We start from the raw sequence: 22,037 nt of genomic DNA, 5'->3' as shown, positions 1-22,037 counted from the left end.
TCAGCTTTCCCAACCGGCCTGGTACAGCTTGCCGTGGGCCTTATCCAGTGCGGCGCGAACGGCCGGCGAATGCTGGTAGATGTCGACGAACTTGATCAGGCGCGGGTCGGTTTTGCTCTTCGGCTGGATCACGAACTGAATCACGTATTCCTTGTGGTCGAGGCCGTCGAACAGCAACGCGGAGCCGGCATCGAAGGTCTTCGCCAGACGAATGTAGGCCGGGTAGCCCTGGACCAGATCGGCGTCATCGTAGGCCCGTACCAGTTGCACGGCTTCGACTTGCAGGATCTTGATCTTCTTCGGATTGGCGACGATATCGTCTTCGGTGGCCTTGTAGCCGACCCCCGGTTTCAGGGTGATCAAACCGGCCTTGGCCAGCAGTTGCAGGCCGCGTCCGCTGTTGATCGGGTCGTTGGCGATGGCAACGCTGGCGCCTTCCGGCAGCTGGTCGAAGCTTTTGTATGTCTTCGAGTACAGGCCGACGTTGTTGATGATCCCCGGCGCGAACGGCACCAGGTCGAAACCGGAGGCAGCCTTGGCATTTTCCAGGAACGGGATGTGCTGGAAGTAGTTCACGTCGATGTCACCGGCGGCGAGGCTGACGTTCGGTGCGATCCAGTCGGTGAACTCCACGAGCTCGACGTTAAGGCCCTGTTTTGAGGCTTCCTCGACGGCGGCTTCCAGCGGAATCGCGAAGGCGGCGGTGGTGCCTATTTTCAACGGAGCGTCGGCGGCGAAAACGGCCGAGCTGAACAGGCCGAAGGCCAGGGCCAGTGCTTTGACTGGGTGGGACAGCAGTTTCTTGGTCATGGTGGTTTTCCAGTCAGTGCGAGGAGGTGTGTCGGAAGTGGGCGCCGGTGTGTTGCGGCGGCAAATGCGCTTCGCTGTGAAACAGTTTTTCCCGCAGGCTGCCGCTGTCGTACGCGGTCTTGTACGAGCCGCGCCGTTGCAGTTCCGGAATCACCAGATCGATGAAATCCACATAGCTTTCCGGGGTGACGATGCGGGTCAGGTTGAAGCCGTCGAGGCCGGTTTCGGCGATCCACGATTCCAATTCATCCGCCACTTGTTGCGGTGAACCAACCACCGTGATGTAGCGCCCGCCCAAGGCGTGCTGGTCGAGCAACTTGCGCCGGGTCCAGTCGTTGTTCTGCAGGTTCTTGGTGGCGGACTGGATCGCGTTGGTCTTCACGTACTGGATCGGTTCGTCGATTTCGTACCGGGAAAAATCGATCCCTGTGGACGCCGAAAAATGCGCCACCCCCGCTTCGGCGCTGGCGTAGCTCAGGTACTCGGCGTGCTTGGCCCAGGCTGCTTCCTCGGTCTCGCCGACGATCACGTTCAGGCCCATGAACACCTTGATGTCCTCGGGATTGCGCCCGGCCTCGACGGCGCTGGCACGGACCTTGTCCACCTGTACCTTGGTCGATGGCTTGTTCTGGCCGCTGATGAACACGCACTCGGCATGACGCCCGGCAAACAGCAAACCACGCTCCGAACTGCCGGCCTGGAACAGCACCGGCGTGCGCTGTGGCGACGGCTCGCACAGGTGATAACCCTCGATCTGATAGAACTCGCCCTTGTGCTCGACCTTGTGCACCTTGTCTGGCTGCGCGTAGATCCGTTGCTGCGGATCGTTGAGCACCGCGCCGTTTTCCCAACTGCCTTCCCAGAGTTTGTAGAGCACTTCGAGGTACTCGTCGGCCTGGTCGTAACGCCGGTCGTGCTCGACCTGTTCGCTCAGGCCCATGGCCTTGGCGGCGCTGTCCAGATAACCGGTGACGATGTTCCAGCCCACCCGGCCACGGCTCAGGTGGTCGAGGGTCGACAGGCGCCGGGCGAACAGATACGGCGGCTCGTAGGTGAGGTTGGCGGTCAGGCCGAAGCCGAGGTTTTTGGTCACCGCGGACATCGCCGACACCAGCAGCAGCGGGTCGTTGACCGGCAGCTGGATCGACTCTTTCAGGGTGACGTCCACCGAGTGCTGATAGACGTCGTACACGCCGACGATGTCAGCGATGAACAGCCCGTCGAACAGCCCGCGCTCCAGCAGTTGCGCCAGTTCGGTCCAGTATTCGAGGGTCTTGTATCGGGTCGAGGTGTCGCGTGGATGGGTCCACAACCCGTGGTTGATGTGGCCGATGCAGTTCATGTTGAACGCATTGAGCAGGATCTTTTTCTTGCTCATCAGATGGTCCCCCGCAGTGGCGGATTTTCATCGTTGAGGTAGTAGTTGCCCACCGCGTGATATTTCCAGCGCACCGGGTCGTGCAGGGTGTGCACCCGGGCGTTGCGCCAGTGACGGTCGAGGCCATGCTCGCTCAGGGTTGCCTGGCTGCCGGCCAGTTCGAACAGGGTGCTGCCGGCGGCCAGAGAGATTTCGGTACTGATCGCCCGTGCTTCGGCGACGGCAATCGAGGCCGCTGCAACGGTCTCGGCGTTGGTCTCGGCCTGGGCGGCGTCGAGAAATTTGCCGGCGCGTTCGAGCAGGGCCTCGGTGGCGTGCAGGCGGATGCTCAAGTGGCCGAAGCTCTTGAGGGTCAGTGGGTCTTCGGTGGCCTTGTCGTTGCCCGAGTCGATCCATGGCCGGGTCTTGCTGCGCACGAAGTGCAGCGCATCTTCGTAAGCGGCGCGGGCGATGCCGGTGTCGATGGCGGCGTGAAGGATTTGTGCCAGCGGGCCGACCGGGGTCGGGCGTTCGAATGCACTCTGGAATGGAATGACGTCTTCGGCGGCGACAGACACGTCTTCGAACACCACCGAACCGCTGCCGGTGGTGCGCTGGCCGAAACCGCTCCAGTCGTCGATCACGGTCAGGCCTTTGCTGTCGCGGGGGACGAAGGCCAGTTGCTGCACGCCGTTTTCGTCCACCACGGACGTTGGAATGCGTTGGGCGTAGATCGCACCGGTCGCATAGAACTTGCGACCGTTGATGCGATAACCGCTGCCGTCGCGCTTGAGGCGGGTGACGCGGTCGTGGGCGGTCTTGGTACCCAGCTCTGCCAAGGCATTGCCGAAGCGCTGGCCGGCGAGGACTTCGGCGTACAGCCGTTGTTTCTGCTCGTGGCTGCCGTTCACCCGAAGCACTTCGAGGGCATAAAAATGGTTCTGCGGAATCTGCCCGAGCGAGCCATCGGCCCGGGCGATCAGGGCGATGACTTTGGCCAGGGTCACGTTGGACACGCCGGCGCCGCCGTACTCCCTGGGCACGCTGATGCCCCACAGGCCGGAGCGGGAAAACACGTCGAGCTCCGGCAGCGGCAGGCGGCGTTCGCGGTCGCGCAGGTTGCTGTCGCGCTGGAAATCTTCGGCCAGGTCGCTGGCGACGATCAGGGCTTGCTCGTCGTTGGTGATGACCGCGACGGGATGGGAAAGAGTCATGTGTTTCTCCAGAGATCTGGTCAAAAGTGTTCGGGTCGTCAGATCCAGGAATGGCGAGCCGGCAACTTGCCGTTGAGGCGCCAGGCGCCAACCGCGTGGTATTTCCAGCGCACCGGGTCGTGCAGGGTGTGCACCCGGGCGTTGCGCCAGTGACGGTCGAGGTTGAATTCGGCGAGGGTCGCGCGGCTGCCGGCCAGTTCGAAGAGTTTTTCGCTGGCCAGCAGCGAGATCTCGGTGGTCAGCACCTTGGCTTCAGCCACGGCAATCGAGGCGCGGGCGGCGGACTCGGCGGTCAGTGGCGCGGCGTGCACCTGATCCAGCACCTGACCGGCCTTGCGCAGCAGCGCCTCGGCGGCGTGCAGTTCGATTTTCAGTTTGCCGATGTCGGCGATCACGTAGAGGTCATCGCTGGCCCGTTCGACGTTGGCGTCGATCCACGGCCGGGCGCGGGTCTTGACGAATTCGATGGCATCATCGATGGCGCCACGGGCGATACCGGCATCGATCGCTGCCTGAATCAGCTGCGACACCGCGCCCTGGGTGTTGGGCTTTTCGTTGATCTTCCAGTTGTCCACCACCAGGCCAGCATCGACCCGCACGTTGTTCAACAGGATCGTGCCGCTGGCGGTGGTGCGCTGGCCGAAACCGGACCAGTCATCGACGATGCGCAATCCCGGTGTGCCGCGACGGACGAAGGCCAGGACTTGCTTGCCGTCATCGTTGAGGGCCTTGACCGCCACCCAGTGGGCGAACAGTGCGCCGGTGGAGTAGAACTTCTGGCCGTTGATCACGTAGTCATCGCCGTCGGCGGTGATGCGCGCTTTCAGTTCCAGGGTGTCCTTGGTACCGCGTTCAGGCCCGGCGTTACCGATGCGCCAGCCTTCGAGTACGCTCTGCAGCAAATGCTTTTTCTGCTGCTCGGTGGCGCTGCCGAGGATCAGGTTGATGATGCCGAACTGGTTCTGCGGGATTTGTCCCAGCGCCGGGTCGGCTGCGGAAATGATCGCGAACACCTCGGCCAGGGTGACGAAGGAAACCTGCGGGCCGCCGTACTCGCGCGGGATCGCGATGCTGCCGAGGCCACTGCGGGTGAACTGTTCGATTTCCGACCATGGCAGCTTGCGCTGGCGATCACGTTTGGCGGCCTGCACGCGGGCGACTTGCGCCAGCTCGTGGGCGGCCTTGATGGCTTGAGCGTCGTTGCGCAGCACTTGCGCGGGCAACAACAACGGGGCGATGTCCAGGTCACTCTGGACGTTTGCGTCTGCCAGACTGGACATCAGTGCCGCTCCCTGGCTGCACGCAATGCCCTGGCGATCTGCACTGGGGTGATTGTGTTCCGGACCATGTTACCTACCTCACATCTCATGAAAAACGCCGCAAAAGTGCGGCGAACGAAAGAATGTCCGGTGGTCCGGTTCATATACCCTAAGCGCGTATAAAATTTAAATAAACTAACTTTTAGGAATATGTATAGAAGGGGGCGTGGTCCGGCTGGTCAAGCGTGCGGCGGCGAGGGAAGTCGTCCCTCACCGGCCGTCGATGCTCATTTTTTTTGCGGCTCTGCTGCCTTCAGCGTTTCCTTGAGCGGCACCTTGAGGTACGGGTTCACACAGCCGATCTTCAGCGTTCGTGGCGGCGCCCAGCGCGAGTTGTTGCCGACCCGATCAAGGATGCAGTAGGTCACGTCCAGCCGCAGGTCCTCGCCGGCCTCGGTGATGATTGCCGGGGGCACCCAGACCTGAATCGGCTTGCCGATATCGGCCGGGGTGATGCGCGCCAGATCCATCCGTACATCGCCCCAGCGCAAGGTGATGGCGTCACCATCGGCCATGTTCAGATACGGCTCGATGGTCAGCGGCACGCCGCGCCTGATCTGGTTTGCATTGACGCCCTGACGGCGAATGGTGTCGGGCAGGGTCACCGGGGCCAGTTGCTGGTTTTCGTCACCGCACACCGCCGGGGGCTGCCCGCCGGGGCAGTCGAGTTTGACCGTGACCCGTGCTGCCGCCGACAACGCCGGTCCATGACCCACGCGCATGACCCGATAGTGGATGCGTGACGAGCCGCTGGCGATGAAGCTCTCCGGCACTCGCAGGCTGACCGCGGCGGCGACGTCCTGCTCCGTCAGCACGTGGGAGGCGACGTAGCAGTTGTTCCAGAACAGTTCGATCAGATCACCGGTGTCCATGTCCGGGTAGGGCGGCACATCGACCAGCAGATGAGCCGCTGCCGCAAGATTGATGCCGTTGGTTTGCGATAGCGCCAGGCTCGGCGCGGCCAGTTCGGGGATAGGCGAAGTGCGGGTCATGAAATCCTCTCCTTGAAGCTTTGCAGCGAAATCCGTTTCTGAAAGTTCAAAAGGCCAGAATTGCCCGGCAAATAAAAACCAGTACTTTCGGCCAATCGTTATAGGGTCTTTGTGATGTAGCGGGTTGTGATGAGTGACTAGATAAAAGTTAGCCGAAAGGCATGTCAATGGATGGGGTTAGTTAATTTGTGAATTACGGACTTATCAGAATGCTCCTACATCGATAAGGCACTCTACCTATCTGGTGCGGCGAACTTAACCACAGGATCTGCCGGGCTTGGCCTGCTCTGACGGCTCTTGGATCGTGCAGTGAAGATTCGAGTGGATGCACTTGAATCAGGTCGAGTCTGTTGCAGGACATATATATGTCTGCAATTGCGGATTAAGTTTTGGCGGGGAAAGGTGTAAGTAAAACTTCCATCCTTGGAAGTTTGTAGTCAGGAAAGTTTACAGGTCAGCCGTTGTTTCTGAACTTGCTCAGGAACTGTCGAGTGCGTTCTTCTTTTGGATTGGCAAACAATGCTTTTGCTTCACCTTGTTCGACGATTACGCCCTTGTCGAAAAACACTACGCGGTTGGCCACGTCACGAGCGAAGGCCATTTCGTGGGTGACGATCACCATGGTGCGTTTCTCCTCGGCGAGGCCGCGGATGGTCGCCAGCACTTCACCCACCAGTTCCGGATCGAGGGCCGAGGTCGGCTCGTCGAACAGGATCACTTCCGGCTCCATCGCCAGCGCCCGGGCAATCGCCACACGCTGTTGCTGACCGCCGGACAGGCGCCGCGGGTAGGCGTCTTCCTTGCCCGCCAGGCCAACCTTGGCCAGCAGCTTCTTGCCCAGGGCAATGGCTGCATCGCGGGGCGTCTTCTTGACCACGATCGGGCCTTCGATGACGTTTTCCAGGGCGGTGCGGTGGGGGAACAGGTTGAAGTTCTGGAACACGAAACCCACGTGCTGGCGCAGGTTGCGCACCAGGCTCTGCTGCTGGTTCAGCGGGCGGCGGGTATCGATCTCGATCTCGCCGACCTTGATCCGGCCGCTGGTGGGTTCTTCGAGGAAGTTCAGGCAGCGCAGGAACGTGGTCTTGCCCGAGCCGCTGGGGCCGATGATTGCCACGACCTCGCCTTCCTTCACTTCCAGATCAATGCCGTTGAGCACGACTTGACCCTTGAACTGCTTTGTCAGTTTTTCCACGACAATCATGGGTCAGGACTCCTGGTCGTGCCGATTGACCCGCTCTTCCAACTTGTTCTGGAAGTGCGACAGCACCGTGGCCAGAATCCAGTAGATCAGCGCGGCGGCAAGATACATGGTGAAGACTTCGAAAGTCCGGGCGGTAATCAGCTGCGCCTGACGGAACAGCTCCGGCACCTGAATGGTGGCGGCCAGTGCGGTGTCCTTGACCAGCGAAATGAAGCTGTTGCCCAGCGGCGGCAAGGCCGTGCGCATGGCCTGCGGCAGGATGGCCCGGCGCAGGGTCTGCGCGCGGGTCATGCCGATGCTCGCAGCGGCTTCCCACTGGCCGCGTTCGATCGAACCGATCGCGGCACGCAGGATTTCACAGGCGTAGGCGGCCATGTTCAGCGAGAAGCCGATCAGCGCCGCCGGCAATGGGTCGAGTTCCATGCCCAATTGCGGCAAGCCGTAATAGATCACGAACAGTTGCACCAGCAACGGCGTGCCGCGAAAGAACGACACGTAGAGGCGGGCCAGCCAACTGACCGACTTGAAACGCGACAGGCGCATCAGTGCCAGGCCAAAGCCCAGCAGCAGGCCGAAGAACATGCCGCCGAGGCTGAGGATTACCGTGTAGTACGCGCCCTTCAACAGGAAGGGCGCGGAGTCCAGAGCGAGTTGGAAAGCCTCTTCCATTATTGGGTGACGTCAGCGTTGAAGTATTTCGTGGACAGCTTCTCAAGGGTGCCGTCGGCGCGCAGTTCGTCGAGGGCCTTGTTCACGGCGGCCAGCAGTTCAGGCTCGCCTTTGCGCAGGGCAATACCGGCTTCCTGACGGGAGAACGGTTCACCGGCGGCGACGGTTTTCGGCGCTTTCTTGGCGTATTCCAGTGCCGCCAGACGGTCGATCAGGATCGCGTCGGTACGGCCGTTGTTGAGGTCGGCGAACTTGGTCGGATCATCGTCGTAGGTGCGAACGTCGGCACCCGGCACGTTGGCGCGAACCCACTGCTCGTAGTTGGTGCCCAGGCCCACGCCGACTTTCTTGCCGGACAGGTCAGCGGCTGTCTTGATGTTCAGCGCGGCGGCCTTGTCCTTCAACACCAGCGCCTGAATCCCGGACACGGTGTACGGCTCGGAGAAGTCATACTTCTTCTTGCGCTCCTCGGAGATGGTCACTTGATTGACCACGACATCCAGACGCTTGGATTCCAGGGCCGCGAGGATGCCGTCCCATTTGGTCGGCTGAATCTTGGCCTTCACGCCCAGCTTCTTGGCCAGGGCTTCGGACAGTTCGACTTCGAAACCCGACAGCTTGCCGTCGGCATCGACGAAGCTGAACGGTGGGTAAGTGCCTTCCAGGCCGACGTTGATAACGCCTTTGTCCTTGATCTGTTGCAGTTGCTCACCGGCAACGGCGCTGCTGATCAGACCGGCGCTTAGTGCCAGGCCCAGCGAACCGACCAGCAGATTTCGACGTAGTGCGGAAAGAATCATGACAAGCCCCTGTGTTTTCTTATGGAAGACGCTTAAGGAAAGTTGGCGAATCCGGGAATTGGACGACAGCGCTATCCTGCCTTAAAGCAGCTTATGCGTCTCTCGCGAAATTCGCCTGCGGCGAGACTATAGGGTGGTTCTTTTAGAATGGAAAATAATGAATTTTCCAATTGTTATTCATCTGCGGAATATGCATTTTTCGTATTCCGGCTGCATTCCCACGCAGAGCGTGGGAGCGAGCGCATCAGAGAAAATCCTTGTACGCAAACAACGCCGGGGCGCCGCCGGTGTGCAGGAAGATGATCGGGCCGTCGTCGAAACGCCCGCGGCCGATGCCGTCGAGCAGCCCGGCCATGGCCTTGCCGGTGTAGACCGGATCGAGCAGCACGGCGTCCTGGCTGGCCAGCAGTTTCACTGCCGACAGCGTCCCGGCATTCGGCTCGCCGTAACGCGGGCCGAAGTATTCGTCCCACAACTCGACCTTGAAGCTGTCCGGCAACGCCACACCCAGCAGCTCGGCGGTGCGCTCGGCCAGGCCCTGAACTTTCGGACGCTGGTCTTCTTCGCTGCGCGATACCGTCACGCCGATCACCGGCAGTTGTGGCAGGGCTTCATTCAAGGCCAGCGCCAGACCGCTGTGGGTACCGGCACTGCCTGAGGCCAGGACCACGGCCGAGAATTGCAGGCCGGTGTCCTTGATCTGTTCTGCCAGCTCCAGCCCGGCGCGCACGTAACCCAGCGCGCCGAGGGCGTTGGAGCCACCGATCGGTACCAGATACGGCTTCTTGCCGTTGCTGCGCAGGCGCACGGCGAGTGCGGCCAGTTGTTCGTCGGCGTTGTCGAGGTTGTCGACCAGCTCGACCTTGGTGTCGAACAGGTCCAGCAGCAGGCGATTGCCGTTGCCGGTGTAGTTGCTGTCGTCGGTGCCCAGTGGATTTTCCAGGAGCGCTACGCAACCCAGGCCCAGTTTCGCGGCCAGCGCGGCGGTCTGGCGAACGTGGTTCGATTGCAGTGCACCGGCGGTGATCAGGGTGTCCGCGCCTTGGGCGATGGCATCGGCGGCAAGGTATTCGAGTTTGCGCAGCTTGTTGCCGCCCATGGCCAGCGGCGTCAGGTCATCACGCTTGATGTAGACATCGCGGCCGAGCCAGGTGGACAGACGTTCGAGCTTTTCCAGTGGGGTCGGTTGGCCGAGCAGGTCGAGGCGGTTAAAGCGATCCAGCTGTTGTTTGATCGGTTGTGTGGACATGGTTCCGTACTGATGCAAGGAGATGTCAGGACTATAGGCACGCCGATTTACCGGGGCAACCGCCAATCGCTTATAGCCAAACGTGCTTAAGCCAGCACTATCGGTTCTTAATTCGCGCCCGTGGGGTTGCCGTAAAGTAGTCGCCGTTGACGCGGCCAGACCGTCCGGCCGCCCGTGAGGAGTCTTTACCGTGAGCGAGCGTTCCAGCCATTGGCAATTGCAGACCATCGTCAGCCAGCTGCGTACCGCGCGGGATCAGTGGCGTGCACAAAATGGCCGTGCCAGCGGCGAGCAGGGCGGGCGCGAATTGCCCTCCCGCGATGCGATGGCGCAGATCCTTGAAGCCTTGTGCGGCGCACTGTTTCCGATGCGGCTGGGGCCGGTGGATCTGCGTGAGGAGAGCGAGGATTTCTACGTCGGCCACACCCTCGACGTCGCGCTGAATGCATTGCTGGCCCAGGCACGACTGGAGCTGCGTTACGTCGCCCGCCGCAACGCCCAGGCCGACACCGAAGTCGAGGCGCAGGCGATCAGGATCATCCAGGATTTCGCCCTCGCACTGCCGGGTCTGCGCAGCCTGCTCGACTCCGATGTGCTGGCGGCGTATCACGGCGATCCGGCGGCGCGCAGCGTCGATGAAGTGCTGCTGTGCTATCCGGGCATTCTGGCGGTGATTCACCATCGACTGGCCCATCATTTGTATCGCGCTGGCCTGCCGCTGCTGGCGCGGATCAGCTCGGAAATCGCCCACTCGGCGACCGGCATCGATATTCACCCGGGCGCGCAGATCGGCCGCAGTTTCTTCATCGACCACGGGACGGGTGTGGTGATCGGCGAGACCGCGATCATCGGCGAGCGCGTCAGGATTTATCAGGCGGTGACCCTAGGCGCCAAACGCTTCCCGGCGGACGAGGACGGCCAGCTGCAGAAGGGCCATCCGCGGCATCCGATTGTCGAGGACGACGTAGTGATTTACGCCGGGGCGACGATTCTCGGGCGGATCACCATCGGCAAGGGTTCGACCATCGGCGGCAACGTGTGGCTGACCCGCAGCGTGCCGGCTGGGTGCAACCTGACCCAGGCCAATCTGCAGCATGATGACGGGACGCAGAAGTGACGATTGCACCTGATCATTCCCACGCCGAGCGTGGGAACGATCACTTGGGAACGATCGTCCTCGCCACAGCGTCATACCTCTCCTTGAGCTAGCGTACGAAAGGTACCGCTGAGCCCTGCGATTAGTCCTTGCGCGCTATCCATGTTTAACTTGAACGTTCATTCAAGTTAAACCGGCGGTTCGCTGCCCGCTCACAACAGGAGGCTTGCCTTTGCTGAGTCCGATCATTTCAGCCATTTTCCAACCCCTTGAGGTGCACCGTTCATGAGTGCATCGTCCACCCCCGCCAGCGGTCTGGTGCGCATGAATCCGCCGGTGTTCTGGTTCGCCGCGACGGTGATTCTGCTGTTCGGCCTGACAGTCATCGCCATGCCGGAACAGGCCGGTGCCTGGCTTCTCGAAGCGCAGAACTGGGCGGCCAACACGGTCGGCTGGTACTACATGCTCGCGATGACCCTGTATCTGATCTTCGTGGTGGTCACCGCATTGTCGGGCTACGGCAAGATCAAACTCGGTGCCGACCACGACGAACCCGAATTCAGTTACCTGTCCTGGGCCGGCATGCTGTTCGCCGCCGGAATCAGCATCACGCTGTTTTTCTTCTGCGTGTCCGAACCGCTGACCCACATGCTCCAGCCGCCCCAGGGCGAGGCTGGCACGGCGGACGCGGCGCGTCAGGCGATGCAGATTCTGTTTCTGCACTGGGGCCTGCACGGCTGGGGCGTGTTCGCTTTCGTCGGCATGGCGCTGGCGTATTTCGCTTATCGGCACAACCTGCCACTGGCCTTGCGTTCGGCGCTGTATCCGTTGATCGGCAAGCGCATCAACGGCCCCATCGGCTACGCGGTGGACGGCTTCGGCATCATCGCCACGGTGTTCGGCCTCGGTGCGGACATGGGCTTCGGCGTGCTCCATCTCAACTCCGGTCTGGACTACCTGTTCGGCATCGCCCACACCCAGTGGATTCAGGTCGGCCTGATCACGCTGATGATGGGGGCAGCAATCATCGTCGCTGTCTCGGGTGTGGATAAAGGTGTGCGGGTGATGTCTGACATCAACATGCTGCTGGCCTGTGCGCTGCTGCTGTTCGTGTTGTTCGCCGGCCCCACCCAGCATTTGCTCAACACCCTGATCCAGAACCTGGGCGACTACCTCGGCGCGTTGCCGATGAAGAGTTTCGACCTCTACGCCTACGGCAAACCGAGCGACTGGCTCGGCGGCTGGACCGTCTTCTACTGGGCCTGGTGGATTGCATGGTCGCCGTTCGTGGGCCTGTTCATCGCACGGATTTCCCGTGGCCGGACCATCCGCGAATTCGTCTTCGGCGTGCTGCTGATTCCGCTGGGTTTCACCCTGGCGTGGATGTCGATCTTCGGCAACAGCGCCATCGACCAGGTGCTCAATCACGGTATGTCGGCGTTGGGCATGTCGGCCCTCGACAATCCGTCGATGACGCTCTACCTGCTGCTGGAAACCTACCCGTGGAGCAAGACCGTCATCGCCGTGACGGTATTCATCAGTTTCGTGTTCTTTGTCACCTCCGCCGACTCCGGCACCGTGGTGCTCTCGACCCTGTCGGCCAAGGGCGGCAATCCGGATGAAGACGGGCCGAAATGGCTGCGGGTGTTCTGGGGGGCGATGACCGCGTTGGTGACCAGTGCGCTGCTGTTCTCCGGCAGCATCGATGCGCTGAAGTCGGCGGTGGTGCTGACCTCGCTGCCGTTCTCGATGATCTTGCTGCTGATGATGTGGGGCCTGCACAAGGCGTTCTATCTGGAGTCGCAGAAGCAGATCGCGCAACTGCATTCGCTGGCGCCGGTGTCCGGTTCACGACGTGGCAAGGGCGGTTGGCGTCAGCGTCTGAGTCAGGCTGTGCACTTCCCGTCGCGGGACGAGGTGTACCGCTTCATGGACACCACGGTGAAACCGGCCATCGAAGAAGTGACGGCGGTGTTCGCCGAGAAGGGGCTGAATGTCGTGACGCAACCGGATCCGGCTCACGACAGCGTCAGCCTGGAAATCGGTCACGGTGAGCAGCACCCGTTCATCTATCAGGTGCAGATGCGCGGCTATTTCACGCCGTCGTTCGCCCGCGGTGGCATGGGCTCCAAACAGCTCAACAATCGCCGCTATTACCGCGCCGAAGTGCACCTGAGCGAGGGCAGTCAGGACTACGATCTGGTCGGCTACACCAAAGAGCAGATCATCAACGACATCCTCGACCAGTACGAACGGCACATGCAGTTCCTGCATCTGGTGCGTTGATCGGGGCAGGGCGCCGGGACGCTTTCAGGTCTCGGCGCTCAGCACCATGAACAACACCATCGCCGCCAGCGGCACGCCATACACGGCACTGCCGATCGCAATCTCCGACCCCAGCGGCTGCCCGGCGTGCACCACGCCAACCGCACCATTGATCACCGTCAACGCCAGCCACAACGCTGCGAAACCATAAGCCAGCGTCTGCCGACTGAAGCCTATGCGCTCGCCGATGTAGAACATCAGCGCCAGCAGGATCAGGCCGAAGAAGATGATGATTGCGGTGTGCATGGTCGGGATCTGCCTGTGAATGAATCGTCCTGGCTTTGCTCATGTTGAGCATAGGCCAGCTGTCAGCCTCATGTCGTTCGACACATCTCGGCACGTATCTATCTGTTTATGTGGGCCGCGTGTCAGGCGCGCTCACCGCCGATCTGGCTATTAAACACTTGTCTGCCTGGTAGGCTAATATTTGTCCAAGTGTGTATGGTGTGTATTGGGCAGGACTTCCAGCTCCTAAAGTACGCAGCTCTTGCTGTCGAACAGGGCGAAGGAAATGCGTAGTCGGGAAATGATCAGGATGATCGAGGAGGATGGCTGTTATCTGGTCGCCGTCAAAGGCAGTCATCACCAATACAAACATCCGGGCAAGCCAGGGAGGGTGACGATCAAGCATCCGGATTCGGATCTTCCCAAGGGCACGATCAACAGCATTTTGAAACAGGCGGGTTTGAAATGAAGCCTGTGATTGGAAACGAAAGTCCGTTTATGGACATGTCAGAGGAAGGACTCACTTACATGAAATTCCCGGTCGTTCTGCACAAGGATGCCGACTCAGACTACGGAGTGATTATCCCGGATGTACCGGGGTGCTTCTCCGCAGGCACTACGGTAGCCGAAGCTTTTGACAATACTCAGGAGGCTCTGGCCTTGCACTATGAGGGATTGGTCGCTGATGGCGCGCCGTTACCTCGGATCCAGGACATTGATGCCCATCTCGAGAATCCGGATTACGCCGGCGGTATCTGGGGTGTGGTCGAGTTTGATATCACACCCTATTTCGGTAAGTCGGTGCGCTTCAACGCTACGCTGCCGGAACAGTTGCTGGAGCGTATCGATCAGACGGTTCGGCGTGACCAGCGCTACAGTTCCCGCTCCGGATTTTTGGCCGCTGCTGCCTTGCGCGAATTGTCGGCTTAAGGCTGATTTACAGGATTTGGGTCAGGTACTTTCCCGCTCAATAACCGTGCACTGCAGCAGATTCAACCGCTGCACCTCATCGCTCGGCAACACGCCCAGGCTTTCCAGCACCCGCGTTGCCGCCAATACGCCGATCTCCAGCGCCGGCGGTTTGATGGTGCTCAGGCTCGGCAGCAGCATCTCGGCGAACGGATAGTCGCCGAAGCCGAGGACGGCGCAGTCTTCGGGGATGTTGAGGCCGGCGCGTTGTCCGGCCAGCAGGCCCCCAGCGGCGAGGTTGTCGTTGGCGAAGAGGATGGCGTCGGGCCGTGGTGAGGCGTTCATCAGCGCTTGCATCGCTTGTTTGCCGGCCTCGAACGGCGCGCGATCGGCGTCGGGTGCGAATACCCAGGGCTCCAGGCCCAACTCGCGGACGGTCGTCGCATAGCCGTCGCGGCGTTCCAGCGCGCTGAAGTCGCCGGGTACGCTGTTCTGCACGAAGGCGATGCGTCGATAACCCTTGCCGTGCAGATAGCGAGCGGCGTTGACCCCCACTTCAAAGTGCGAAAAACCGATCTGCATCGGCTCGCGATCCGGTTGGTAATCCCAGGTTTCGATCACCGGGATATCCGCTTCGGCGAGCATCTTTTCCGTGCCCGCGCTATGGAAGTGGCTGGTGACCACCAGCGCCGCCGGCGACCAGCCGAGGAACGCCCGCACGGCGTTTTCTTCCTGTTCAGTGCTGAAGTAACTCGAGGCCAGCAACAGCTGATAACCGTGACGGCTGAGGGTGTCGCTGAAGCCCTGAATGGTGTTGGCGAAGATCGGCCCGGAAATGTTCGGGATCACCATGCCAACGATTTTCCCCCGCGCCGAAGCGAGCCCGCCGGCCACCAGATTCGGCACATAACCCAGCTCCGCGACTACCGCCGCGATCCGTTCGCGGCGTTCGGGCGAGACCTGTTCCGGCTGGTTGAAATAGCGCGACACGGTGATCGCCGAAACACCGGCCTGGTGTGCCACCGCGTTGAGGGTCACGCGACCGGCGCCACGGCGTTTGCGGGGCTTTTCTTCGCTCAAGGCACGATCCTTCTTAAAAACCAAAAGGCATATAAAAGTAATTTTTCAGTATTGGACGGTCTATGCCGGGCTTGCCAATACTGGCGATGTTAGCGCTAACAAAGCGCGTTGTCTGCTACTCGCTCGAGCGAATGCCGAGACACCGAGACAGGCGCTGTCGTCGCAGAACGGCAGCGGTTCAGGGCAACTTTTCGAGCGGGCAAACATGCACAACATTCCTGGGGCGACACACACACTGGCGCAATCGATCCGCGCTGCGGGCTGGCTACTCACCGGGCTGGCTGCGCTGCCGCTGCCCGTCGCGTTTGCCGCCGACAGCACCGATCAGGAGCCGACCCTCAAATCCGTCACGGTCACCGCCACCCGCCGCGAAGAGTCGCTGCAAAAGGTGCCGGTGGCGGTGTCGGTGATCGACGGCGAGCAACTGGAACGCGACAACCGCAACAGTGTGGCGAGCATCGTGCAGCAAGTGCCGTCGCTGAATTTCCGCACCGGCGCGTCGAACAAGGACACCTCGTTGTTCGTACGTGGCGTGGGGACGATTTCCACCTCGCCGGGCGTCGAGCCGACCGTGGCCACGGTGATTGATGGCGTGGTTTATGCGCGCCCCGGCCAATCCACTCTGGATCTGCTGGACCTGGAACGCGTTGAAGTCTTGCGTGGCCCCCAAGGTACGCTGTTCGGCAAGAACGCCTCGGCCGGCGTGCTGAACATCACCAGCAAGGCGCCGACCGCCGCGACCCACGGCTACATTGATCAGTCGTACTACAGCGGCAACGAAAGCCGCACCCGTTTCGGCATCGGCGGCAGTCTGATTCCGGACACGCTCAAGGGCTCGATCAGTACCCTGTTCGGCACGTACGACGGCAACGTCGACAACCAGCACAATGGCCAGGAGGTCAACGGCTACAACCATCGCGGCGTGCGCGGCAAACTGGAATTCACTCCGAACGACGACATCACTTTCACCCTGATCGCGGACTACATGCAGTCCCACGATGACGGCCCCAACGGCGTCGTGACCAAGGCTCTGACCCCGGCTTTCGCCAATGCGTTGAGCCCGGTCAGTGCCACCAGCCACAACCGCGACATCACCACCGACACCCGCTCCCACGTCGAGGACACCAACAAGGGCCTGTCCGGCCAGCTCGACTGGCAACTGGGCGATTACACCCTGACCTCGATCACCGCGTGGCGTGGCTGGGACAACACCCAGTATCAGGACGGCGACCGCCTCGGCACGGTGACAGCCGCGTTCCCCGGCACGGCGGACAAGGGCGATCTGGCCTTCGACCAGTACTCGCAGGAGCTGCGTCTGGCGTCGCCGAAAGGCGAGTTCCTCGAATACGTCGGCGGCCTGTTCTACATGCATGGCAAGGATGACGAGACTTATCAGCGCACGCTGACTACAACAACCAGCATCAACCGTGGCATCGCCGATTACAGCACCACCAGCGACAGTTACGCGGTGTTCGGCGAGAGCACGCTGAATTTCACTTCTGACTTCCGTGGCATCGCCGGCCTGCGCTATACCCACGACGATCTGGAATACGATCACCGTCGCGTTTCCACTTCTGCCACCACGGTCAGCGGCATTCAACCGGCCACCCGCAGTTCCGGTTCGGTGGACGAGGACGGCTGGTCCGGCCGGCTCGGTTTGCAGTACGACCTGAGCGATACCGTTACCACCTACCTGACCTACTCGCGCGGCTACAAAGGCCCGGCCTACAACGTGTTCTTCAACATGCAGCCGCGCGACACCGAAGCGCTGAAACCGGAAACCTCCAACACCTGGGAGGCGGGGATCAAAGCCTCGTCCTGGAACAATCGCCTGACCACCAACCTCGCGGTTTTCCACAGCGACTACGACAACTATCAGGCGAATTTTTTCGACACCGTCGCCGGGCAAGTCGTAACGCGCCTGATCAACGCCGGCAGCGTCAGCACCGAAGGCGTGGAACTTGATTTCGCCCTGCAGGCGACCCAGCAACTGAAGTTGTCGGGTGCGCTGGCCTACACCCGCGCCCGCATTGATGAGTTCGCCTGCCCGGCGGGCGCGGCGGCGTCGTGCAACGTCAACGGCAAACCGCTGCCGTTTAGCCCGGACTGGAAAAGCTACGTGCGGGCCGACTACACCATCCCGCTGGATAATGGCCTGGATATCGAACTCGGCACCGACTACAGCTGGCAGAGCGAAGTGCAGTACGACATCAGCCAGAACGCCGACACCAAGCAGGGCGCCTACGGCCTCTGGAATGCCAGCGTGGCTCTGGCCGATTACACCAACGGCTGGCGCGTGGCGTTGCTTGGCAAGAACCTCACCGACAAGTCCTATACGCCGCTGCTCGCCAGCGGAGGCAGCTACATCTACCGCGCTGCGCCTCGCGACGACGAGCGCTACTTCGGCGTGCAACTGCGCCAGGACTTCTGAGATGAGCAGACAGCTGAAACTCGGCGCGTTCCTCATGGCCACCGGTCACCACGTCGCCGCGTGGCGTCATCCAGACGTACCGGCCAACGCGGGACTGGATTTCGCCCATTACAAACGTCTGGCGCAGATTGCCGAGGCCGCGAAGTTCGATACGTTGTTCATTGCCGACAGCGTCGCCGCCCCGACCCAGGACATCGCCAGCCGCATGGCCCGCTCCGATCATTTCGAACCGCTGACCTTGCTCTCGGCATTGAGCGCAGTGACCGAACACATCGGCCTGATCGCCACCGCGACCACCAGTTACAACGAGCCGTACCACGTGGCGCGTAAATTCGCCTCTCTCGATCACCTGTCCGGCGGGCGAGCGGGGTGGAATCTGGTGACATCCGACAACGCCGCCGAAGCGCAGAATTTCGGCCGCGACGAACACATCGGCCATGCCGAACGCTACAGCCGCGCCCGGGAGTTTCATCAGGTCGTCACCGGGCTCTGGGACAGTTGGCAGGACGATGCCTTTCTTCGCGACAAGGTCAGTGGCGCGTATTACCACCCGGAAAAACTGCACGTGCTGAATCACGTCGGCAAGCACTTCAAGGTCAAAGGCCCGCTGAATGTGGCGCGTTCGCCACAGGGTCAGCCGGTGATCGTGCAGGCCGGATCGTCGGAAACCGGGCGTGAACTGGCGGCACAGACCGCCGAAGTGGTGTTCACCGCGCAGACTTCACTGGCCAGCGCCCAGGCGTTTTACGCCGACCTCAAGGGGCGCTTGCCGAAGTACGGACGCAGTGCCGATTCGCTGAAAATCATGCCCGGCGTGTTTGTCGTGGTCGGGCAGACGGAAGCCGAAGCGCAGGAAAAATGTGAAACGTTTCAGCAATTGGTCGAACCCGAGGTGGGCATCGCCCTGCTTGGGCGTATGCTGGGCAACTTCGATCTGTCGAAGTACCCGCTGGACGGGCCGCTGCCGGAATTACCGCTGACCGACAGCGGCCAGCAAAGCCGACAGAAACTGCTGACCGAACTGGCCGGCCGCGAGCATCTGACTCTGGCCGAACTGGGGCGCAGAATCGCCGGCGGTCGCGGACATTACAGCGTCGTCGGCACTCCGGCGCAGATTGCCGACCGTTTGCAGGAATGGTTCGAGCAGGGCGCGGCGGACGGCTTCAACGTGCTGGTGCCACACCTGCCCGGCGGGCTCGAAGACTTCGCCAATGGCGTGGTTCCGGAACTGCAACGGCGCGGGCTGTTCAGAACCGAATATGAAGGCCGGACTTTGCGCCAGAACCTTGGCCTCGCCCGGCCCGGCAACAGATTTGCGTAGCAATCGACACCCGATTCAAGACCGACAAGAGAGGATTCGATGACTTACACCGCTGCCGAAAACCGCTATGACTCCATCCCTTACCGCCGCGTCGGACGCAGCGGTCTGGTGCTGCCGGCGCTGTCTCTGGGCCTGTGGCACAACTTCGGCGACAGCACGCCGATCGACACCCAGCGCTCGTTGCTGCGCACGGCGTTCGACCTGGGCATCAACCACTTCGACCTGGCCAACAACTATGGCCCGCCCTACGGCAGCGCCGAGATCAACTTCGGCCGTCTGCTGCGTGAGGACTTCAAGCAGTATCGCGATGAACTGATCATCTCCAGCAAGGCCGGCTGGGACATGTGGCCCGGTCCTTACGGCCAGGGCGGTGGCTCGCGCAAATACGTGCTGGCGAGCCTCGACCAGAGCCTGCAACGACTGGGTCTGGACTATGTGGATATCTTCTATTCGCACCGCTTCGACCCGGACACCCCGCTGGAAGAAACCGCCAGCGCCCTCGCCACGGCGGTGCAGCAGGGCAAGGCGTTGTACATCGGCATCTCGTCGTACTCCGGGGTGAAAACCCGCGAGATCGCCGCGTTGCTCAAAGAGTGGAAAGTGCCGCTGCTGATTCACCAACCGGCGTACAACCTGCTCAACCGCTGGGTGGAAAAGGACCTGCTCGACACCACCGACGAACTCGGCACCGGCGTGATTGCGTTCACCCCGCTGGCGCAAGGTCTGCTGACCGACAAATACCTCAACGGCGTGCCGGCGGATGCGCGGGTCAATCGTCCGGGCGGTGGTTCGTTGCAGGCTTCGCATTTGTCCGAGGCCAATATCGCTCATGTGCGGGCACTGAACGAGATCGCCAAGCGTCGCGGGCAAAGCCTGGCGCAACTGGCGCTGGCGTGGACGCTGCGCGATCCTCGAGTGACTTCGGCGCTGATCGGTGCGAGCCGGCCGGAGCAGATTATCGAGAACGTCGGGGCGTTGAAGAACTTGAGCTTCAGTGCGGAAGAGCTGGCGGAGATTGACCGGTTTGCTCAGGAGGGCGGGATCAATCTTTGGGAGAAGCCTTCGACGGCGGAATAGGTGGTTTCGAAGACTTGAAGCGTCATTACGGAGAAACCTCACTGGACAAGGTTTCTCCGTAATTTTTTGTAGTTCTACTTTTTGCTCGGGAACCCGAGTACTTCTGCCGCCTCGCTGTAAAAGGAATCTCTTGCGGTTCGTTTTCTCAGTTGTATGTCGATCACCTGTGACTGATCTGGCAGGGTGAAGTAACCCTTGTCCAAACTGCATAGGCTTTCCAGTGTAGGTAGCGGTAGTCCGAGCAACTGTCTGAGTTGAGATCGAGAAAGGACTTTATTTTCCACGAGCATTTTTACGCCTCGTGCAATCAACTGAGGCCTTTCAAAGTCGAAGTCAGCGTCCATCGGCTCACCCTTGACCCAGCCTCTTGCTGACCTGGCCTTCCACAGTCTCGTAGTAGTGGTTTCGTTGATTATTTCCAGATCCTGGCATCTGCGAACCATCGCTGCTACAGAGACTTTCCAGCGTGGTTTCAGTGCTAGCAAAGTATCCAAGGTAGGCCATCGAATTTCTCTCAGGAAGCTCTCTGCTGGCATCAGGAATGCGCTGGCGAATCGATGAGCCTGCGACTCAAGCAGATCGTAATTCGATTCGTACTGCTCCTTCGATACATGACGATGTAGAACGATATGCCCCAATTCATGTGCAGCATCGAATCTGTTTCGTATGCCGTTTGCCTTGTCTGCTACAAGGAGGACATAAGGCCGCTGATCCAACTCGTACCAATTTGAAACACCGTCCATTTTCAAATGGCCCAGTGTGGTTCGAGCGCAGATGATACCTGCGTTTTCGAGGGTCTGAATGACATTGGGGATGGGAGCAGTCCCAAGTCCCCAGGCTTGGCGGCATTCGCTGGCCATTCTCTCGATTTCTTCGTCCGAAATCAGTAAACAGTTACTTTCTTCCAGATGAGGAACATTGACTGCCACGAACTCCAGGCTTTCTTGCAGCTTGTAGGAAACGTCTTGAAGCCATTCCAAGCGTACTTCCGCTATTTCCCTGGCGTTTGCTGTGGCGCTTACCTGAGAACGAAAAAAGAACGGTGTACGCTCGCTCGTTACGATTTTTTCTTCAAGCAGCCAATTCTCACTGACGCCGAAGACCTCACATAATCGTTGGAAAGCATCGGCCTCAGGAACCTGCACCCCGTTTTCCCACTTGGAGATGTTTCCAGAGGCGCGCCCCACCATTTCGGCCAACGCGGTTTGGGTGATACCAAACGTGAGCCGTAACTGCTTGAGACGCTCGGACTGAAAGCCCGCGACTCCAGTTCTCATGGTTCACCTCTTGGAATTTTTCTCATCATCAATTTGATCTTCAACGTCTTCGGCGCGGCGCATCTTATCTCGCAATTTCACCAATTCAATCGGTTTCTGATCAGTTGCCTGATTATCAGAATAGCTCTGAAGCAGCTCCTCAAACGTGCAATCCATGTGGAAGCCTTTCCCGTTGAAATAGGGCACCGCCATCATGATTGCAACAGGTTCTGATTGATCTGCTGAACGAGGTGGCGGTGCATGGACTACGACAAGCGCATGAATCAGTTGTTCGGTAACCGTATGCGCGAGCCCGTCAATCCAATCCATTTGAATTGATGCCAGTGACTCATTCAGCGTTTTGAGTTCGTTGCGGTGTTTGGCAGCTCGGATTTCTTTCTGCCAAGGCAGTACAACGGCTGTGATGCGCAGTTTTCCTAATTCCAACAGAACGTAGTTATGACCTTTGGGATCCGTGCTCTTGACGATGGGATTCCAGCGCTTCATCCCAGCTAAGGCTTCCTGAACAAGTGAATGGCGCAGATGACCTCGCAAGTCTTCCGGCGGCGTGTGAATCAGGAGGTCTTCAACCTCCTTGGCCGCCTTTTGAAATGTCTGTGGGATCAGTGTAGTGGTCTAATGAAACCGGACACCCATTTAGGCGAGAATGCTCGCCAGATCGAGGTGTCAGATGACCAAACAA

20 protein-coding genes are annotated in these 22,037 nt (G+C 60.4%); 7 read left to right on the top strand and 13 right to left on the bottom strand.

Annotated features, from left to right (window positions below; all coding sequences use genetic code 11):
* The 9 genes from ACKJSM_RS15960 to ACKJSM_RS15920 form a co-directional block, all read right to left on the bottom strand.
* Entirely contained in the window at positions 1–810 is an 810-nt protein-coding gene (locus ACKJSM_RS15960) for a MetQ/NlpA family ABC transporter substrate-binding protein (RefSeq protein ID WP_410238229.1), read from the bottom strand.
* Positions 811–823: 13 nt separating this feature from the next.
* Entirely contained in the window at positions 824–2,188 is a 1,365-nt protein-coding gene (locus ACKJSM_RS15955; protein ID WP_410238228.1) for an LLM class flavin-dependent oxidoreductase, read from the bottom strand.
* On the bottom strand, positions 2,188–3,381 hold the full coding sequence (locus tag ACKJSM_RS15950; protein ID WP_410238227.1) for an SfnB family sulfur acquisition oxidoreductase: 1,194 nt from the start codon (positions 3,379–3,381) through the stop codon (positions 2,188–2,190). Before ACKJSM_RS15950 ends, ACKJSM_RS15955 begins: the two co-directional genes overlap by 1 nt.
* A 38-nt stretch (positions 3,382–3,419) precedes the next feature.
* Positions 3,420–4,661, bottom strand: a complete 1,242-nt coding sequence (locus ACKJSM_RS15945) for an SfnB family sulfur acquisition oxidoreductase (RefSeq protein ID WP_410238226.1) — start codon at positions 4,659–4,661, stop codon at positions 3,420–3,422.
* Between the two features lie 266 nt (positions 4,662–4,927).
* Positions 4,928–5,692, bottom strand: a complete 765-nt coding sequence (locus ACKJSM_RS15940; protein WP_236181360.1) for a hypothetical protein — start codon at positions 5,690–5,692, stop codon at positions 4,928–4,930.
* A gap of 454 nt (positions 5,693–6,146) precedes the next feature.
* Positions 6,147–6,896 (bottom strand): L-cystine ABC transporter ATP-binding protein TcyN, encoded by a 750-nt coding sequence (tcyN, locus tag ACKJSM_RS15935; RefSeq protein ID WP_410238225.1) that lies wholly within the window; start codon positions 6,894–6,896, stop codon positions 6,147–6,149.
* A 3-nt stretch (positions 6,897–6,899) separates the two neighbouring features.
* A complete protein-coding gene (gene tcyL / locus ACKJSM_RS15930; RefSeq protein ID WP_236181358.1) occupies positions 6,900–7,565 on the bottom strand; it encodes a cystine ABC transporter permease in 666 nt (221 codons plus the stop codon).
* Positions 7,565–8,365 (bottom strand): cystine ABC transporter substrate-binding protein, encoded by an 801-nt coding sequence (gene tcyJ / locus ACKJSM_RS15925; RefSeq protein ID WP_410238224.1) that lies wholly within the window; start codon positions 8,363–8,365, stop codon positions 7,565–7,567. Before tcyJ ends, tcyL begins: the two co-directional genes overlap by 1 nt.
* 244 nt (positions 8,366–8,609) lie before the next feature.
* The gene (locus ACKJSM_RS15920; protein WP_410238223.1) at positions 8,610–9,614 is read right to left on the bottom strand and encodes a D-cysteine desulfhydrase; all 1,005 of its coding nucleotides are present in this window, start codon (positions 9,612–9,614) and stop codon (positions 8,610–8,612) included.
* A gap of 190 nt (positions 9,615–9,804) precedes the next feature.
* Between ACKJSM_RS15920 and epsC the strand changes: the two genes are divergently transcribed.
* Positions 9,805–10,731 (top strand): serine O-acetyltransferase EpsC, encoded by a 927-nt coding sequence (gene epsC, locus ACKJSM_RS15915; RefSeq protein ID WP_410238222.1) that lies wholly within the window; start codon positions 9,805–9,807, stop codon positions 10,729–10,731.
* A 303-nt stretch (positions 10,732–11,034) separates the two neighbouring features.
* Entirely contained in the window at positions 11,035–12,996 is a 1,962-nt protein-coding gene (gene betT / locus ACKJSM_RS15910; RefSeq protein WP_410238292.1) for a choline transporter BetT, read from the top strand.
* 24 nt (positions 12,997–13,020) lie between these two features.
* On the opposite strand, the gene ACKJSM_RS15905 is transcribed toward betT, so the two are convergent.
* The gene (locus tag ACKJSM_RS15905) at positions 13,021–13,281 is read right to left on the bottom strand and encodes a hypothetical protein (protein WP_007952727.1); all 261 of its coding nucleotides are present in this window, start codon (positions 13,279–13,281) and stop codon (positions 13,021–13,023) included.
* A gap of 265 nt (positions 13,282–13,546) precedes the next feature.
* On the opposite strand from ACKJSM_RS15905, the gene ACKJSM_RS15900 reads away from it, so the two are divergent.
* Together ACKJSM_RS15900 and ACKJSM_RS15895 are read left to right on the top strand one after the other, a co-directional pair.
* Positions 13,547–13,729 carry a type II toxin-antitoxin system HicA family toxin gene (locus tag ACKJSM_RS15900; protein ID WP_410238221.1) on the top strand — a complete coding sequence of 61 codons (183 nt, stop codon included), beginning with the start codon at positions 13,547–13,549 and terminating at the stop codon, positions 13,727–13,729.
* Positions 13,726–14,190, top strand: a complete 465-nt coding sequence (locus tag ACKJSM_RS15895; protein ID WP_410238220.1) for a type II toxin-antitoxin system HicB family antitoxin — start codon at positions 13,726–13,728, stop codon at positions 14,188–14,190. The genes ACKJSM_RS15900 and ACKJSM_RS15895 overlap by 4 nt, the downstream gene beginning before the upstream one ends.
* A gap of 21 nt (positions 14,191–14,211) precedes the next feature.
* On the opposite strand, the gene ACKJSM_RS15890 is transcribed toward ACKJSM_RS15895, so the two are convergent.
* Positions 14,212–15,249, bottom strand: a complete 1,038-nt coding sequence (locus ACKJSM_RS15890; RefSeq protein ID WP_410238219.1) for a LacI family DNA-binding transcriptional regulator — start codon at positions 15,247–15,249, stop codon at positions 14,212–14,214.
* Between the two features lie 205 nt (positions 15,250–15,454).
* Here ACKJSM_RS15890 and ACKJSM_RS15885 point away from each other — a divergent pair, with 205 nt between their 5' ends.
* From ACKJSM_RS15885 to mgrA, 3 genes are read left to right on the top strand one after another with little or no spacing between them, the layout of a single operon-like run.
* Positions 15,455–17,680, top strand: a complete 2,226-nt coding sequence (locus ACKJSM_RS15885; RefSeq protein WP_410238218.1) for a TonB-dependent receptor — start codon at positions 15,455–15,457, stop codon at positions 17,678–17,680.
* 1 nt (position 17,681) lies between these two features.
* On the top strand, positions 17,682–19,001 hold the full coding sequence (locus tag ACKJSM_RS15880) for an LLM class flavin-dependent oxidoreductase (RefSeq protein WP_410238217.1): 1,320 nt from the start codon (positions 17,682–17,684) through the stop codon (positions 18,999–19,001).
* Between the two features lie 39 nt (positions 19,002–19,040).
* Positions 19,041–20,078 carry an L-glyceraldehyde 3-phosphate reductase gene (gene mgrA / locus ACKJSM_RS15875; protein ID WP_008087334.1) on the top strand — a complete coding sequence of 346 codons (1,038 nt, stop codon included), beginning with the start codon at positions 19,041–19,043 and terminating at the stop codon, positions 20,076–20,078.
* 74 nt (positions 20,079–20,152) lie between these two features.
* Here the strand turns inward: mgrA and ACKJSM_RS15870 are convergent, their stop codons facing one another.
* Complete coding sequence (locus tag ACKJSM_RS15870) at positions 20,153–21,355, bottom strand: helix-turn-helix domain-containing protein (RefSeq protein WP_236181350.1); 1,203 nt, start codon at positions 21,353–21,355, stop codon at positions 20,153–20,155.
* A 3-nt stretch (positions 21,356–21,358) separates the two neighbouring features.
* Complete coding sequence (locus ACKJSM_RS15865; RefSeq protein WP_410238216.1) at positions 21,359–21,841, bottom strand: hypothetical protein; 483 nt, start codon at positions 21,839–21,841, stop codon at positions 21,359–21,361.
* Positions 21,842–22,037 lie beyond the last annotated feature (196 nt).

The sequence above is a fragment of the Pseudomonas sp. PHC1 genome (genome assembly GCF_046487845.1).
GTDB lineage: Bacteria > Pseudomonadota > Gammaproteobacteria > Pseudomonadales > Pseudomonadaceae > Aquipseudomonas > Aquipseudomonas sputi.
This window is presented reverse-complemented; position numbering and strand designations above follow the sequence as displayed.

Excerpts from the sequence above, each read along its gene's own strand:
- ACKJSM_RS15960 (WP_410238229.1), bottom strand. The coding sequence starts at position 810 with ATGACCAAGAAACTGCTGTCCCACCCAGTCAAAGCACTGGCCCTGGCC.
- ACKJSM_RS15955 (WP_410238228.1), bottom strand. The coding sequence starts at position 2,188 with ATGAGCAAGAAAAAGATCCTGCTCAATGCGTTCAACATGAACTGCATC.
- ACKJSM_RS15950 (WP_410238227.1), bottom strand. The coding sequence starts at position 3,381 with ATGACTCTTTCCCATCCCGTCGCGGTCATCACCAACGACGAGCAAGCC.
- ACKJSM_RS15945 (WP_410238226.1), bottom strand. The coding sequence starts at position 4,661 with ATGTCCAGTCTGGCAGACGCAAACGTCCAGAGTGACCTGGACATCGCC.
- ACKJSM_RS15940 (WP_236181360.1), bottom strand. The coding sequence starts at position 5,692 with ATGACCCGCACTTCGCCTATCCCCGAACTGGCCGCGCCGAGCCTGGCG.
- tcyN (WP_410238225.1), bottom strand. The coding sequence starts at position 6,896 with ATGATTGTCGTGGAAAAACTGACAAAGCAGTTCAAGGGTCAAGTCGTG.
- tcyL (WP_236181358.1), bottom strand. The coding sequence starts at position 7,565 with ATGGAAGAGGCTTTCCAACTCGCTCTGGACTCCGCGCCCTTCCTGTTG.
- tcyJ (WP_410238224.1), bottom strand. The coding sequence starts at position 8,365 with ATGATTCTTTCCGCACTACGTCGAAATCTGCTGGTCGGTTCGCTGGGC.
- ACKJSM_RS15920 (WP_410238223.1), bottom strand. The coding sequence starts at position 9,614 with ATGTCCACACAACCGATCAAACAACAGCTGGATCGCTTTAACCGCCTC.
- betT (WP_410238292.1), top strand. The coding sequence starts at position 11,035 with ATGAATCCGCCGGTGTTCTGGTTCGCCGCGACGGTGATTCTGCTGTTC.
- ACKJSM_RS15905 (WP_007952727.1), bottom strand. The coding sequence starts at position 13,281 with ATGCACACCGCAATCATCATCTTCTTCGGCCTGATCCTGCTGGCGCTG.
- ACKJSM_RS15900 (WP_410238221.1), top strand. The coding sequence starts at position 13,547 with ATGCGTAGTCGGGAAATGATCAGGATGATCGAGGAGGATGGCTGTTAT.
- ACKJSM_RS15895 (WP_410238220.1), top strand. The coding sequence starts at position 13,726 with ATGAAGCCTGTGATTGGAAACGAAAGTCCGTTTATGGACATGTCAGAG.
- ACKJSM_RS15885 (WP_410238218.1), top strand. The coding sequence starts at position 15,455 with ATGCACAACATTCCTGGGGCGACACACACACTGGCGCAATCGATCCGC.
- ACKJSM_RS15880 (WP_410238217.1), top strand. The coding sequence starts at position 17,682 with ATGAGCAGACAGCTGAAACTCGGCGCGTTCCTCATGGCCACCGGTCAC.
- mgrA (WP_008087334.1), top strand. The coding sequence starts at position 19,041 with ATGACTTACACCGCTGCCGAAAACCGCTATGACTCCATCCCTTACCGC.
- ACKJSM_RS15870 (WP_236181350.1), bottom strand. The coding sequence starts at position 21,355 with ATGAGAACTGGAGTCGCGGGCTTTCAGTCCGAGCGTCTCAAGCAGTTA.
- ACKJSM_RS15865 (WP_410238216.1), bottom strand. The coding sequence starts at position 21,841 with ATGAAGCGCTGGAATCCCATCGTCAAGAGCACGGATCCCAAAGGTCAT.